This window comes from Pseudomonas sp. 02C 26 (genome assembly GCF_002843585.1).
Lineage (GTDB): Bacteria > Pseudomonadota > Gammaproteobacteria > Pseudomonadales > Pseudomonadaceae > Aquipseudomonas > Aquipseudomonas shirazensis.
The window spans coordinates 655,604-669,718 of the sequence record NZ_CP025262.1 but is presented as its reverse complement, the minus strand read 5'-3'; the positions used below and the strand labels follow the sequence as shown (position 1 = coordinate 669,718).

Genomic DNA, 14,115 nt, shown 5'->3' with positions numbered 1-14,115 from the left:
TCTGCGACATGACGCCAGTTCATATGCCACGCCTCGGCCAATCGGTTAGAATGCACACCCAATTCAGCCCCGATCCTTGAGGACCGCCATGTTCAGCCGTGATTTGACCATTGCCAAGTACGACGCCGATCTCTTTGCCGCCATGGAGCAAGAAGCTCAGCGTCAGGAAGAGCATATCGAGCTGATCGCTTCGGAAAACTACACCAGCCCCGCGGTGATGGAAGCCCAAGGTTCGGTACTGACCAACAAGTACGCCGAAGGCTACCCAGGCAAGCGCTACTACGGCGGCTGTGAATACGTCGACGTGGTCGAGCAACTGGCTATCGATCGCGCCAAAGAGCTGTTCGGCGCCGATTACGCCAACGTCCAGCCGCATGCCGGTTCCCAGGCCAACGCTGCGGTCTACCTGGCCCTGCTGTCGGCCGGTGACACCATCCTGGGCATGAGCCTGGCCCACGGCGGTCACTTGACCCACGGCGCCAGCGTCAGCTCGTCGGGCAAGCTGTACAACGCCGTGCAGTACGGCATCGACGGCAATGGCCTGATCGATTACGACGAAGTCGAGCGCCTGGCTGTTGAACACAAGCCGAAAATGATCGTAGCCGGCTTCTCGGCCTACTCGCAGGTTCTCGACTTCCCGCGCTTCCGCGCCATCGCCGACAAGGTCGGTGCCTACCTGTTCGTCGACATGGCCCACGTTGCTGGCCTGGTTGCCGCTGGCGTGTACCCGAACCCGGTGCCGTTCGCAGACGTGGTCACCACCACCACCCACAAGACCCTGCGCGGTCCACGTGGCGGCCTGATCCTGGCCCGTGCCAACGCCGACATCGAGAAGAAACTCAACTCGGCAGTGTTCCCAGGCGCCCAAGGCGGCCCGCTCGAGCACGTCATCGCCGCCAAGGCGATCTGCTTCAAGGAAGCGCTGCAGCCTGAGTTCAAGGCTTACCAGCAGCAAGTGGTGAAAAACGCCCAGGCCATGGCCGAGGTGTTCATCGAGCGCGGCTTCGACGTGGTGTCCGGCGGTACTCAAAACCACCTGTTCCTGCTCTCGCTGATCAAGCAGGACATCTCCGGTAAAGATGCTGACGCTGCCCTGGGCAACGCTTTCATCACCGTCAACAAGAACTCGGTACCGAACGACCCACGTTCACCGTTCGTCACCTCGGGCCTGCGCTTCGGCACCCCGGCTGTGACCACCCGCGGCTTCAAGGAAACCGAATGCCGCGAGCTGGCTGGCTGGATCTGCGACATCCTCGCCGACCTGAACAACCAGGCCGTGATCGACGCGGTACGTGAGAAGGTCAAGGCCATCTGCAAAAAGCTGCCGGTTTACGGCAACTGATCCACGCGTGATCCAGCCTGTCGCTTTTTGTTGTTGAAAACCAGGCTGCATGAAAAACCGATGTCAGTTCGCTGACATCGGTTTTTTGTTTTTCAGCCCGGCGGCTCCATCAACACCAGGCCACTTTCTGCGGCACAAAGCTCAACGGCTGCTCGCGAAAGCTCAGGTAATGGCGCAACACCTGCACCGGCGCTTCGATGTGCGGGTAATGACCAATGCCCTGCAACTGCACCGTATCGGCATCCACGACGAGCTGGCGGAAGGCGTCGACCATGTGGGCACCGCACAGTGGATCAACCGAGCCGTTGATCAGGCGCAAACGCACGCCATCAGCCTGCAGCGCGCCTACCCAACGCTCACGCTGCTGGCGCCGTTCATGCACGTAGTTGATCAGCCGGTGCAGGATATGCGTGCCACGGTTGGCGGTGATCAGGCTCCAGCTGTCGTCCAGAGCGCTTTCACTGGGGTGGGTGCAGGGCCCGTAGATCTGGGTGACGGTACGCACCAGGTCATCCCGGCCGAACGAGCGGCCGATCAGCCAGCCAAGCGGGCTGAGCAACAGCTTATGCACCAGCAGCAGCGGGCAATGCTCGGGGAACAGCGCGCTGTTGAGGAAGGCACAGCTGGCGATGTTGCTGCGCTGCTCATAGTGCCGTGCGAGCAACTCTTGAGCGACGCTGCCGCCATAGTCGTGGGCGAGCAGGTGCACTGGCTCGTCGATGCCCAAGTGAGCAAGCAAGGCCTGCTGCAGATCGGCCTGCTCGATCAGACTGTAGCGATGGCCGAGCGGCTTGGCCGAGTCGCCAAAGCCGAGCATGTCGCAGGCCACTACGCGAAAGCGCTGGGTCAATGGGCCCCATAAATAGTGCCAGTCCCAGCTGGCCGTGGGGAAACCGTGGAGAAGCAGCAGAGGCTCGCCTTGCCCTGCCGTCCAGTAGCGGATGCTCTGGCCCTGGAATGAGAAATCCTGACCCCGGGTACGCCAGACGCACAATGGAATTTCGGCCAAAGGCATCAGAGTTGTCCTGGAGTAGTAGCTTGGATCAAAGCTGCGTGGGTCGAATACGGCAAGGCTGCGCTCATTGCATGTCACCTTGGCACTTACATGTGCTCTTTATGTTGCGTCCTGCACAGCATAGTCAGCGCCTCGGTCGGCGGAACTCGCCTTGGCAGCCAGCTTGATGACCGTACAGGTCAGTGGCACGAACGGTCACAGCAACGCCGCCAGCAATGGCGCGGCAAACAAGTTGAGCAAGCCGGTCAGGACCATGACCAGGCCGGCCACCGAACCTTCTTCGCGGCCCACTTCCTGCGCCCGGCTGACGCCAGCGCCATGTGCGCCGACGCCAAACAGCGCGCCACGGGCCAGTGGCGTGCGCAATGGCAGCCAGCGCAGCAAGGTGCCGCCGAACAGTGCCCCGAGCACCCCGGTGAACATCACGAACACCGCAGTAAGCTCCGGCACGCCGCCCAGGTCGTGGGCCAGCGGCATGGCAAACGGGGTGGTGATCGAGCGCGGCAGCAGCGACAGGCTGACTGCATCGTCCAGTGCCATCAGGTGTGCCAGGCCCCAGGAGCTGCCGATCGACACGCAGCTGCCGGCCAGCATGCCCAGCAGCAACGCCGGCCAATGCCGCGCGAGCAACCCCCGTTGCTGCCAGATCGGCACGGCAAAGGCCACCGTCACCGGGCCAAGCACGGCCATCAGCCAATGGGTATTGCGCGCGTACTCGGCATAGGCGGTGTGCAGTGGCACGGCCACCGCCAGCAGCAAAGCCGGCACCAGGATCAGCGGCGACAGCAGATAACGCCCGCTGCGCCGGTACAGCCAGCGGCTGCCTAGATAAGCGGCCAGTGTCAGCGCCAGCCAGAACAGCGGCATCGGTTCAAGGCTCATGGCGCAGGCTCCAGCGGCACACCAGCTCGACCGTCACGGCAGTGACCACCATTACCAGCAGCGTGCTCACCGCAATCACCAGGAGGATGCGCCAGCCTTCATCGCGCAGCAGGCTGCCGTAATCGAGCAGGCTCATCAGCGCCGGAATGAAGAACAACAGCATTTCGGCCATCAGCCAGCCCGCACCGGCCTGGAGCATGGCCGGTTTCAGCAGGCCGCTGGCGAACAGGATCAAGAGCAGGGCCAGGCCGAACACACCACCCGGAATGGGCCAGCCAGACCAGGCCGCAAGCTGGCTGCCGAACAGGAACAAGGCAAACAGCACCGCCAGCTCGCAGATCAGCCGAGTGAGTTTTTTAAGCAATACAGCGTTCATCAATGGGTTCCTCGACGGGTGCCCATTGTAAATTTGCCGTGCCTAGGCCAGAAGCGAATTGTTAGACTGCCTGCCATTCCAAAAAGGAATTCAGGCGATGGAATTCAAGCAGCTACGCAGCTTTGTCGAAGTGGTTCATCGCGGTGGTTTTACCCAGGCCGCGCAGACGCTGAATATCAGCCAGTCAGCGGTGAGCAAGCAGGTGGCTCAGCTGGAGGATGACATCGGCCAGCAACTGCTCGAACGGCAGGGCTCGCAGATGCACCTGACCGCCGCCGGGCGCATCGTCCTCGAGCGCGGCGAGGCGCTGCTGCGCCAGCGCCAGGAGCTGTTGAGCGAGCTGGATGATCTGAGCCAGATGCACCGTGGCGAATTGCGCCTGGGCCTGCCACTGCTGGGCAGTGATGCGCTGTTTGCCGGGCTGTTCGCCGAGTACCGGCGGCGCCATCCGAACATCGTCATTCACCTGCTCGAGGGCGGCAGCCGCACCATTGAGCAGGCGGTACGCAGCGGTGAGCTGGAATTGGGCGGCAGCCTGACGCCAAACGACGACGCCTTCGCCTTTCAGCCCTTCTGCAACGAGCCGCTGGATGCCCTGCTGCCCGCCGGACACGCCCTGGCAGGCTTGACCGAGGTTGACCTGGGCCAACTGGCCGAGACGCCGTTCTTGCTCTACCAGCGCAGCTTCGTCCTCAACGACCGCCTGCTCAGCGCCTGCCAGCAGTTGGGTTTCACCCCCAAAGAAGGCGGGCGCAGCGGTCAGGCGGACTTTCTCGCGGCACTGGTGGCAGCAGGCCAAGGCGTGGTGCTGCTGCCGCGGGTAGTCGCCCGCGCGCTGGAGCGCCCTGGGGTGGTCCGTCTGCCATTACTGGCACCCGAGGCGCTGCGCTGGGACATTGCCTTTATCTGGCGCCGCGGCGCGTATCTGTCACGGGCAGCGCAAGCCTGGCTGGGATTGCTGCGCGAGCAAGCTTAGGCCTTCAGTGTGGCGGCCAGCTCGGCCAACCACGGCTCGGCGTCAGCCTCCGGGGTGACCGTTTCGCTGGCATCCAGACGCAGCATCGGCAGCACTTCGTGCACACCCAGTTCGGTAAACAGCTCGCGCATCTGCTCGCCGCCGCCGCAGTAGGTGTCGCCGTAGCTCGAGTCGCCCAGGCCGATCACTGCGCCGGGCAGGCCGCGCCATGCCGCTGGCAGGCTGTCGCGAATAGCGCAGAACAGGGGCATAAGGTTATCCGGCAGCTCACCCATGCCGGTGGTCGAGGTCACAGCCAGCAGGGCTTGCGGGGCAAAGCCTTCGATGTCGGCCAGGCTGGCCCGCGCCGCGTACCAGGCTTCAAGGCCAGCGGCTTTGAGCAACGCCTCGGCATGACGGGCAACTTCTTCGGCGGTGCCATACACTGAACCGGAAATAATGACGACTTTCATCTGCGGGAGGATTCCGAAACTGAGTAAAAACGTAGGATACTAGCATCCTGCAATGGCAAAAGGCCGCTTGAGGCGTAAGTCGCCGCTATCCAATCTCTGGTCCGCACATGATCAACGCTCAACTGCTGCAATCGATGGTCGATGCCTCCAATGACGGCATCGTGGTCTGTGAACAGGAAGGTGACGACACCATCCTGATCTACGTGAACGCCGCCTTCGAGCGCCTGACCGGTTTCAGCCGCGACGAAATCCTCTATCAGGACTGCCGCTTTCTGCAGGGCAATGACCGCGACCAACTGGCCCGCGTACGCATCCGCAAGGCCATGCTCGACGGCAAACCGTGCCGCGAAGTGTTGCTCAACTACCGCAAGGACGGCAGCGCGTTCTGGAATGAGCTGTCTATCACGCCGGTGTACAACGAAGCCGACCAGCGCCGCTATTTCATTGGTATCCAGAAGGACGTCAGCCGCCAGGTCGAACTGCAGCGCAGCCTGGAACAATGCCAGGCACAGTTCGCCGATCTGAAATCCGAGCTGCTCAAATGAACCAACCGCCGCCGCCGCTGTCCATCCTGTCACTGTTGAAAAAATCGCCACATTCGGATGCGACCATGCAAGCAGATACCCTGCTCACTCAGGCCGAGATGAGCTTCATCCAAGACTTGCAGCATTCGCCGCAACTGAACCTGGCTGACCCTATGTCCGGCCTGCTGGTCAACGGCGATCGCCAGCTGCAGACCTTGCTGACGCGCCTTGCGGCCAGTGATCAGGTTACCCTGCAGGCGCATTTCAACAACCAGCAGATCAGCTTCCCGCTGCAACTGGTCGAAGACGAATTCCACGCCCTGCACCTGCAGCTTGGCTCCCCGGAAATCTACGAGGAAGACGGGCCGCAACTGCGGCCATGGCGCTTGTCACTCGAAGAGCCCTCGGCGCTGCTCGAAAGCAAAGGCAAACGCAGCAACCTGTGGGTCCGGGACATCTCATTCAAGGGTGTATTGCTTGAAGTGCGCGGCCTCAAACAGGCGCCCAAGCGCTTCGACCTGAGCTTCGCCCCTGACGGCATCGCGCCAATCGGCCTGCACGGCGTGCTGCGCCGGCGTATCGGTGCAAACCTGGCCGCGTACGACCTCAGCCGCAGCCCGGCAGAAGAGATCGAGCGCTTGCGCGAATACATCCTCCAGGCCCACCGTAGCGCCCATCCCGAACTGCACGCTTAAGCTTCAGGTATCGAGCTGACCGGCCAGATACTGGCGCAAGCGTCGGCGCATCAGGCTGACCTCGGCTCCCAGGCAGACCACCGCACTGCCGGCCAGCGTGTCCTGAGCAAACTCCGCCGCCTCCCCCGCCAGCAGTAACGGGCAACCCAACCCTAAACGTGCCAGGCGCTTACCCAACTCGGCAGTTGGCCGCTGATTGGAGAACAGCACCACCGCATCCGGCTCCAGCTGCCGACAGATCAGCGCCAGCTCCTGCAGCGGCTGACTGGCCGGCAGCAGTACCACGCCGACTTCTTCGCTGCCGAGCAGCAGCCCGGCCACCAGCAACTCCAGCTCCTGCAGCGCGGTTGACAGCGGCGCCAGCACGACGCGCTGGCGCCGCGGTGCCCGCGCCAGCTGCAGGCGCATCAGCACCCGCCCGCGCAAGAACTGGTCGAGAAAACCCCACTCGCTGGCCTGGCCAAAACCGCGCGGCGCCCCGCGCAGGGTGTGCCAAACCGGCATGAATACGTCGTTGAACACCCGCTCCTGGGTAGTACTGGCAAATACCTGATCGAACAAACGGTCGAGTCCAGCGCCGTCAAAGCACTGCACTGCCTCGCGTACCTGGGTACGCCACCTGGCCAGGTCATCGGCATTGCTTGCAGCACTGCTGTCCTGCGCCAGCGCCTGGCCACGGGCGAGAATGCTGCCGACCTTGCTCACCGCCACACCGCGCTCAAGCCAACCGAGGATGCTGCGTACCGCGCCGACGTCGGCCTGCGAGTACAAGCGGTGGCCGCTGTCGGTGCGAGTTGGCTGGATCAGGCCGTAGCGACGCTCCCAGGCACGCAGGGTCACCGGGTTGACCCCGGTCAGGCGCGAAACCTCGCGGATTGGAAACAGATCTTGGTGGTCCAGATCGGCTATAGGGAGTGCCTGCTCGTTCATGCGTGGTGAAAACCCGGATTCGATGGAACAAAGCACATTCTACGCCGGGACGGGCAAACAAATAACCAACCGTTCGCCCGCTGACACTGACGAGTCACAGTTTATCCGCGATAATCCGCGCCTGATTCTTGCATGCATGCCTGCGTCGCCCACCACCCCGGGCGCGCAAGCCTAAGGGCCGGCTACCCGCCAGTCCTGTCGCCAGGAGATACACAATGTCTACCCCCCCCGTTACCCTGATGGTGTCGCGCCGCGCCGCCCATGGCCGCTACCAGGACCTGCTGACCTGGCTGCATGAAGGCGAGCAGCTGGCCACTGACTTCACCGGTTACCTCGGCTCGGGCATCCTCGCCCCGCCCGGTGATGGCGACGAATTCCAGATCATCTTCCGTTTCACCAGCGAGCAGACCATGCATGCCTGGGAGCATTCGGCCTCGCGCCGCGCCTGGCTGCAACGCGGCGACGGCCTGTTCGAACGCCCCAGGGAGCAGCGCGTCAGCGGCATCGACGACTGGTTCGGCGCCAATACAGTGCAAAAGCCGCCGCGCTGGAAGCAGGCCGTGGCAATCTGGCTGGCGTTCTTCCCGGTCTCGCTGCTGTTCAACCTGGTCTTCGGCCACTGGCTCAGCGCACTCGACCTGCTGCCGCGGGTGCTGCTCAGCACCTTGGGCCTGACGCCAGTCATGGTCTATGTATTCATCCCGCTGTCGACGCGGCTGCTGGCCAGCTGGCTACACCCGGCGCCAGCCGCCAGCGCAGAGCCCACGCGCGGGCTGCGCAGCCGCTGAGGCGCACCCCAGAGGGAAGCAGTTCGGGTATGCTGGGGCATCACTGCCTGCACAGACAAGTAGACCGCCCTGAACATGAACAGCCCCATTCTGATCACCGGAGCCAGCCAACGCGTAGGGCTGGCTCTGGCACTTGAACTGGCACAGGCCGGCCATACGGTGGTCGCTGCCAGTCGCCATGTCCATGCGCAATCTGCGCACCCCAACATCGTCCAGTTTCGCGCCGATCTGTGCCAGCAGGCCGACCGCGATGCCCTGATCGATCACTTGGGCAGCCACTACGACGGCCTGCGCGCGATCATCCACAACGCCTCGGTGTGGCTGGATGACGACCTGGTCAATCTTGAGCTGATGTTCCGCCTGCACGTCGAGGCGCCCTATCACCTCAACCTGGCCCTTGGCGACATGCTGCGCAAGGTCGACAAGGCCGACATCATCCACATCTGTGACGAAACCTCCTCGCGCGGCAGCAAGAGCCATATCGGCTACGCCGCGACCAAGGCCGCACTGCAGAACATGGTGCTGTCGTTTGCCGAAAAGTACGCGCCGACGGTGCGCGTCAACGGTATCCTGCCGGGGTTGTTGATCCTCAAGGAAGGCGGCGACGAAGCCTACCGCCAGCAGACCCTGAAAAAGGCCCTGCTGGAATTCGAACCCGGCGCCGGGCCGCTGATCGAGGCGGTCAAGTACCTGCTCGACAGCCACTACAGCACCGGCAGCCAGGTGGTCATCAACGGTGGCCGCCACCTGAAGAACCGCATGATCTGAGAGAAGCCCATGACCCCACAACAACAGCTCGAACTCGAAGCCGCCGCGTTTCGCCGGCTGGTCGATCACCTGCAAAAACGCACCGATGTGCAGAACATCGACCTGATGAACCTGTCTGGTTTCTGCCGCAACTGCCTGTCCAAGTGGTACAAGGCGGCTGCCGATGAGCAGCAGGTCGACATCAGCCTGGATGACGCCCGCGAAGCGGTGTACGGCATGCCTTACGCCGAATGGAAAGCCCAATACCAGAAAGAAGCCAGCGCCGATCAGCAAGCGGCGTTCGAACAAGGAAAACCCCGTGACTGACTTGAATACCCTGCGCGCCAGCCTCGAAAGCGGCGAACACGCCTTTGCCGACACCCTTGCCTTCATCGCCGAGCACTACAGCTATCAGCCGCAGGCGTTTACCAACGGTGACGTGGAAAACGCCGCCGGGCAGAACGAAGGCTCGTGCAAGACCCTCGGCATGGCCGTGCTGGAAGGCTTGAGCGACCGCGAAGCGTTGCTGGCCTTTGGTGAGCATTACCGCAGCGTGGTCGCCACGCCAGATGGCAGCGACCACGGCAATATCCGTGCGTTGATTGCGTATGGCCTGGCTGGGGTGAAGTTCGCCCAGCAGCCGCTCAAGCGCCTGGCTTGATGACAATGGGGCTGCCTGCGTAGCCCCTTGGCTTGCGGCGTCAGCGCAGCCGCTGGCCGGGCGTGCCTGGTGACAGCTGGCCGTGTTGCAACCATTCCAGTGCAATCGGCCACAGCGTCTGCCTGAAGCGGTCATGAAAGAAGGCAAAGTGGCCGATCTCGGCGACCTGTATGTCTGCCGGGGCAATCCGCAGATGCGCGGGTTGCGCCTCGCTCAGATAAGCCAGTAAACGCTCGGTAGCAGCCACCGTGCCGAACGGGTCATCGCTCAAGCTGATCGCCAATGTTGCCGCGCGCACCTGAGCGAATGGCTTAGCCGCCAGCAAGCGCCCGCTAGGACGCTGTTCGTACGCAGGCGTGGGCGTACTCCAGTCAGCGACAACCCCTGCCGGGGTATCTTCCAGCCAACCCAGGCGTTTGCCCGGGAAATAGCCCATCACCCTGGTCAACAGCGGCATTGCCACATGCCATTTGGCCAACAAGCGCCAGCGCTGCGCCGCGGCATAGTCGCGCCAATAGGCAAACTGCGCACCGACCATCACCACCCGCCGCACCTGCTGCGCCGAGGGCGCCAGGCCTACCGCCCAACCGCCGAAGCTGTGCCCGACCACATCCACTGGCTGCCCGGGGAAGTGCTTGGCCGCATACTGCAGCATGGCCTCGAAATCCAGTTGCCCCCAATCGCTCCATGACGCCGTGAAGCCACGCAACGACGGCGGCCGTGATTCGCCGATGCCGCGATAATCGAAGCACAGCACATCACAGCCCTGGGCAAACAGGTAGTCGGCAAAGCGCGAGTAGTAAGCGCAGCGCACCGAAGTGGCCGGGTTGATGATCACCAGCGGGCGCTGAGGATCAGGTCGAGCATGGCGCCAGACAAAACCGCCGAGGCTGTAGCCATCGGCGGCTTTGTGGCGCAGGGCGCTGGCGGGTTGGGTCAGGCTGCTCATGGCGGACTCTTTGTTGGAGTCCGCTCACGCTAGCAAAATTTCAGCCCCACGCCATCACCAGACACACGCTTCGCAGATTACAGCTGAACGCAGTCGAACTGGACGTCGGTCGCCACGTCTGCGTCGTAGTCGACGTCAGCGCGTTCGAAGCCGAACAGGTTGAGGAACTGCTTCTTGTAACCGGCGTAGTCGGTCATTTCGAACAGGTTCTCGGTGGTCACTTGTGGCCACAGGGCCTTGCACGCATCCTGGACGTCGTCGCGCAGTTCCCAGTCGTCCAGGCGCAGGCGGCCTTTTTCGTCGACTTCAGCCGGCGCGCCGTCTTGTCGGAACAAGCGGTCGCGGAACATGCGATCGAGCTGGTCCTGGGTGCCTTCGTGCAGACCCTTTTCCTGCATGATCTTGAACACCATCGACAGGTACAGCGGCATTACCGGGATCGCCGAGCTGGCCTGGGTGACCACCGACTTGAGCACGGCAACGTTGGCGCCGCCCTTGATCTCGCTGGCGAGCTTCTGGTCCAGGCGCAGGGCGGTGTCGTCCAGGTCCTGCTTGGCCTTGCCCAGTGCACCGTGCCAGTAGATCGGCCAGGTGATTTCGGTGCCGATATAGCTGAACGCGACGGTACGCGCCTGCTCGGCCAGCACGCCGGCATCAGCCAGAGCGTCGATCCACAGCTGCCAGTCCTGACCACCCATGACGGTAACGGTGTCGGCGATTTCCTGCTCGGTGGCCGGCTCGATCGAGGCTTCGGTGATCACGTCTTTGTTGGTGTCGATGGCAGTCGACTTGTACGGCTGGCCGATTGGTTTGAGCGACGAGCGAATCACTTCGCCAGTCTGTGGCAGCTTGCGCACAGGCGAGGCCAGCGAGTAGATGACCAGGTCAACCTTGCCGCCCATTTCGTTCTTGATCAGCTCGATGACCTTGGCGCGGGCTTCATCGGAGAAGGCGTCACCGTTGATCGACTTGCTGTACAGGCCTTCAGCCTTGGCGAACTTGTCGAATGCAGCAGCGTTGTACCAGCCGGCGGTGCCTGGCTTGGTTTCGGTGCCTGGCTTTTCGAAGAACACGCCGAGGGTGTCGGCCTTGAAGCCGAAGGCTGCAGTGATGCGTGCTGCCAGGCCGTAGCCGCTGGAAGCACCGATCACCAGGACCTTTTTCGGACCATCATCGCGCACGCCCAGCTTGCGGGTGGCTTCGATCTGGTCACGGACGTTGAGCTCGCAGCCCTTCGGATGGGTCGTGGTGCAGATGAAACCGCGAACCTTGGGATGAATGATGGCCAATGTCTGTACCTCGTCAGGTTTAGGCTAGGGAGCCGCGCCGCGCGGGCCGGTTCCGTTTGATCTGAGGGTGAGACTACCCCCGCAAGTTATCCGACACATATTACGGGCTGACGGGGGTGGTTCCAACCGCAGATCGCCCCAGCTGCTCACGCAGCCACTGCATGAAGGCCCGCGCCAGCGGGTCATCCTGGCTGTCGCGGTGCACCAGGCACGCCCACCCCGGGCCCCTGACCCGCTGTGCCGACAACGCCTGCAGTAAACCCTGCGCCACTGCGCATCGACGCGATTGCCGCAGGCGGCGGTGGCATTCACTGCGTCACTCATCATTGCCCTGCCGTCTAACGGGGTGATTGATTAACTTTGCGGATCAATGCCAAAGAAAAACAAACTTAACAAATGAACCGTTTGCACCGATGCTGGGTGGTACTGCGTCGCCTCGTCGCGCCACCTTCATAGGAGAACAACAACATGCATGAAGTCGTCATCGTCGCCGCCACCCGTACCGCCATCGGCAGTTTTCAGGGCGCTCTGGCCAGCGTGCCAGCCGTCGATCTGGGCGCTGCGGTGATCAAGCGTCTGCTCGAGCAGACCGGGCTGGACCCGGCGCAGGTCGATGAGGTGATCCTCGGCCAGGTGCTGACCGCCGGTGCCGGGCAAAACCCGGCGCGTCAGGCTGCGGTCAAGGCCGGCTTGCCGTTCAGCGTGCCGGCGCTGACCCTGAACAAAGTCTGCGGCTCGGGCCTCAAGGCCTTGCATCTGGCCACTCAGGCGATCCGCTGCGGCGATGCCGATGTGGTCATAGCCGGCGGCCAGGAGAACATGAGCCTGGCGCCCTACGTCATGCCCTCGGCCCGCACCGGTCAGCGCATGGGCCATGGCCAGTTGATCGACAGCATGATCAGCGACGGCCTGTGGGACGCCTTCAACGATTACCACATGGGCATCACTGCCGAGAACCTGGTCGACAAGTTCGACATCAGCCGTGAACAGCAGGACGCCTTTGCCGCCGAATCCCAGCGCAAGGCCGTCGCCGCCATCGAGGCCGGGCGTTTCAAGGACGAGATCACGCCCATCGTGCTGCCGCAGAAAAAGGGCGAGCCAAAGGTGGTCGAGCGCGACGAGCAACCCCGCCCCGAATCCACCGCCGAAGCACTGGCCAAACTGCGCCCGGCGTTCAAGAAAGACGGCAGCGTCACCGCCGGCAACGCCTCCAGCCTCAACGACGGCGCAGCGGCGGTACTGCTGATGAGCGCGGCCAAAGCCACCGAGCTGGGCCTGCCGGTGCTGGCCAGGATTGCCAGCTACGCCAGTGCTGGGGTCGACCCGGCGATCATGGGCATTGGCCCGGTGTCGGCCACCCAGCGCTGCCTGGCCAAAGCCGGCTGGCAGTTGGCTGACCTGGACCTGATCGAAGCCAACGAGGCCTTCGCCGCGCAGGCGCTGGCGGTGGGCAAGTCGCTGGAATGGGATGCCGACAAGGTCAACGTCAACGGCGGCGCCATTGCCCTCGGTCATCCAATTGGCGCGTCTGGTTGCCGAGTGCTGGTGACCCTGCTGCACGAGATGATCAAACGTGATGCCAAGAAAGGCCTGGCGACCCTGTGCATTGGTGGTGGTCAGGGCGTGGCGCTGGCGATCGAGCGCTAGGTCGGCGATTGCGTGAACCGGGCTGGCGGCGTGTGCCGGCAGCCTGGTTGCTCAAGAAGGTTCAGAAGCGCTCGTCAGCGATGGCTGGCAGAGTCAGCTCACGCACGTAGCTGGCTGGCGACAAGCTGAGCAATGTGCGCACCATCAGCACCACATCGTGCACCGGAATCAACTCCCCTGCCCCGCGTGCTGCGGCTTCGGCCAACGGCACTTCAAGGCCGTCTTCGGTATTCAGGTAGCCGAGATTGAGGCAGGTGACGCCGAGCTGTTGATCTCGGTAGCCTTCGCGCAGCGCTTCGGCGATACCGCGCAAGGCGAATTTCGATGCGCCAAAGGTAACTTCAGGGCGACCGCTCTGACTCAGGCCGGAGGTCGAGCCGGTGAGGATGATTCGCGGCGCTTGGCTGCGCAACAGAACCGGCAGCAGACGTTTGATCAGCAGGATTGTCGCGGTGATATTGCAGCTGACCATGTGCTCCAGTTGCTCATCATCGTCGCTTGCAAAACTGTAGCCGGCTTCGAACGCCTGCGTTTCCCACAAACCAAGGTTGTAGATCAGGGCATCGATACCGCCCGCCTCCACTGCATGTGCAATCTGCTGGGCCGCCATCTTGGGCTGGCCCATGTCCGCTGCGATCCACTGCACTGCAATGCCATCGCGAACCGGCAACGGTTCAGGCTGCGTGCGTGACACCCCGATCAGCGTATCGCCCGTTGCTCCCAGCCCGTCGATCAATGCCTTGCCCAGCCCTTTGCTGGCACCCACCACTAGAACTTTCATCCCAACACTCCCTGTAGGCCGGATAGCCGAGCGGCATCGAAACAGAACTCGGCAGGTGCGG

17 protein-coding genes are annotated in these 14,115 nt (G+C 63.0%); 9 read left to right on the top strand and 8 right to left on the bottom strand.

The window, feature by feature from the left end; all coding sequences use genetic code 11:
- The first annotated feature begins 88 nt into the window (after nt 1-88).
- Nucleotides 89-1,342 (top strand): serine hydroxymethyltransferase, encoded by a 1,254-nt coding sequence (glyA, locus tag CXQ80_RS03075; protein ID WP_101316367.1) that lies wholly within the window; start codon nt 89-91, stop codon nt 1,340-1,342.
- Between the two features lie 109 nt (nt 1,343-1,451).
- On the opposite strand, the gene CXQ80_RS03070 is transcribed toward glyA, so the two are convergent.
- The 3 genes from CXQ80_RS03070 to CXQ80_RS03060 form a co-directional block, all read right to left on the bottom strand.
- Nucleotides 1,452-2,357, bottom strand: a complete 906-nt coding sequence (locus CXQ80_RS03070) for an alpha/beta fold hydrolase (protein ID WP_101316365.1) — start codon at nt 2,355-2,357, stop codon at nt 1,452-1,454.
- 195 nt (nt 2,358-2,552) lie between these two features.
- Complete coding sequence (locus tag CXQ80_RS03065) at nt 2,553-3,239, bottom strand: LrgB family protein (protein ID WP_101316363.1); 687 nt, start codon at nt 3,237-3,239, stop codon at nt 2,553-2,555.
- Nucleotides 3,229-3,615 carry a CidA/LrgA family protein gene (locus CXQ80_RS03060; RefSeq protein WP_101316361.1) on the bottom strand — a complete coding sequence of 129 codons (387 nt, stop codon included), beginning with the start codon at nt 3,613-3,615 and terminating at the stop codon, nt 3,229-3,231. The genes CXQ80_RS03065 and CXQ80_RS03060 overlap by 11 nt, the downstream gene beginning before the upstream one ends.
- 97 nt (nt 3,616-3,712) lie before the next feature.
- On the opposite strand from CXQ80_RS03060, the gene CXQ80_RS03055 reads away from it, so the two are divergent.
- Nucleotides 3,713-4,591, top strand: a complete 879-nt coding sequence (locus CXQ80_RS03055; protein WP_101316359.1) for a LysR family transcriptional regulator — start codon at nt 3,713-3,715, stop codon at nt 4,589-4,591.
- Here CXQ80_RS03055 and CXQ80_RS03050 read toward each other — a convergent pair.
- Complete coding sequence (locus tag CXQ80_RS03050; protein ID WP_101316357.1) at nt 4,588-5,043, bottom strand: flavodoxin; 456 nt, start codon at nt 5,041-5,043, stop codon at nt 4,588-4,590. The two genes, CXQ80_RS03055 and CXQ80_RS03050, sit on opposite strands and share 4 nt — an antisense overlap.
- Before the next feature lie 107 nt (nt 5,044-5,150).
- Here CXQ80_RS03050 and CXQ80_RS03045 point away from each other — a divergent pair, with 107 nt between their 5' ends.
- Entirely contained in the window at nt 5,151-5,588 is a 438-nt protein-coding gene (locus CXQ80_RS03045) for a PAS domain-containing protein (protein WP_101316355.1), read from the top strand.
- Nucleotides 5,589-5,653: 65 nt separating this feature from the next.
- Nucleotides 5,654-6,262 carry a hypothetical protein gene (locus tag CXQ80_RS03040; protein WP_101322937.1) on the top strand — a complete coding sequence of 203 codons (609 nt, stop codon included), beginning with the start codon at nt 5,654-5,656 and terminating at the stop codon, nt 6,260-6,262.
- Nucleotides 6,263-6,265: 3 nt separating this feature from the next.
- Here CXQ80_RS03040 and CXQ80_RS03035 read toward each other — a convergent pair whose 3' ends face one another.
- Entirely contained in the window at nt 6,266-7,192 is a 927-nt protein-coding gene (locus tag CXQ80_RS03035) for a MerR family transcriptional regulator (protein WP_101316353.1), read from the bottom strand.
- Between the two features lie 215 nt (nt 7,193-7,407).
- Between CXQ80_RS03035 and CXQ80_RS03030 the strand changes: the two genes are divergently transcribed.
- From CXQ80_RS03030 to CXQ80_RS03015, 4 genes are all read left to right on the top strand, one after another.
- Entirely contained in the window at nt 7,408-7,980 is a 573-nt protein-coding gene (locus CXQ80_RS03030; protein ID WP_101316351.1) for an antibiotic biosynthesis monooxygenase, read from the top strand.
- A gap of 75 nt (nt 7,981-8,055) precedes the next feature.
- Complete coding sequence (gene folM / locus CXQ80_RS03025; RefSeq protein ID WP_101316349.1) at nt 8,056-8,748, top strand: dihydromonapterin reductase; 693 nt, start codon at nt 8,056-8,058, stop codon at nt 8,746-8,748.
- Nucleotides 8,749-8,757: 9 nt separating this feature from the next.
- The gene (locus CXQ80_RS03020; RefSeq protein WP_150570009.1) at nt 8,758-9,054 is read left to right on the top strand and encodes a DUF1244 domain-containing protein; all 297 of its coding nucleotides are present in this window, start codon (nt 8,758-8,760) and stop codon (nt 9,052-9,054) included.
- Entirely contained in the window at nt 9,047-9,388 is a 342-nt protein-coding gene (locus CXQ80_RS03015) for a HopJ type III effector protein (protein ID WP_178080741.1), read from the top strand. Before CXQ80_RS03020 ends, CXQ80_RS03015 begins: the two co-directional genes overlap by 8 nt.
- Nucleotides 9,389-9,428: 40 nt before the next feature.
- Here the strand turns inward: CXQ80_RS03015 and CXQ80_RS03010 are convergent, their stop codons facing one another.
- Together CXQ80_RS03010 and fabV are read right to left on the bottom strand one after the other, a co-directional pair.
- A complete protein-coding gene (locus CXQ80_RS03010; protein ID WP_101316345.1) occupies nt 9,429-10,337 on the bottom strand; it encodes an alpha/beta fold hydrolase in 909 nt (302 codons plus the stop codon).
- Between the two features lie 77 nt (nt 10,338-10,414).
- A complete protein-coding gene (gene fabV / locus CXQ80_RS03005; RefSeq protein ID WP_101316343.1) occupies nt 10,415-11,626 on the bottom strand; it encodes an enoyl-ACP reductase FabV in 1,212 nt (403 codons plus the stop codon).
- Between the two features lie 468 nt (nt 11,627-12,094).
- On the opposite strand from fabV, the gene CXQ80_RS02995 reads away from it, so the two are divergent.
- The gene (locus CXQ80_RS02995; RefSeq protein WP_101316341.1) at nt 12,095-13,273 is read left to right on the top strand and encodes an acetyl-CoA C-acetyltransferase; all 1,179 of its coding nucleotides are present in this window, start codon (nt 12,095-12,097) and stop codon (nt 13,271-13,273) included.
- 61 nt (nt 13,274-13,334) lie between these two features.
- Here the strand turns inward: CXQ80_RS02995 and CXQ80_RS02990 are convergent, their stop codons facing one another.
- Nucleotides 13,335-14,054 carry an SDR family oxidoreductase gene (locus CXQ80_RS02990; protein ID WP_101316339.1) on the bottom strand — a complete coding sequence of 240 codons (720 nt, stop codon included), beginning with the start codon at nt 14,052-14,054 and terminating at the stop codon, nt 13,335-13,337.
- Nucleotides 14,055-14,115: the final 61 nt, after the last annotated feature.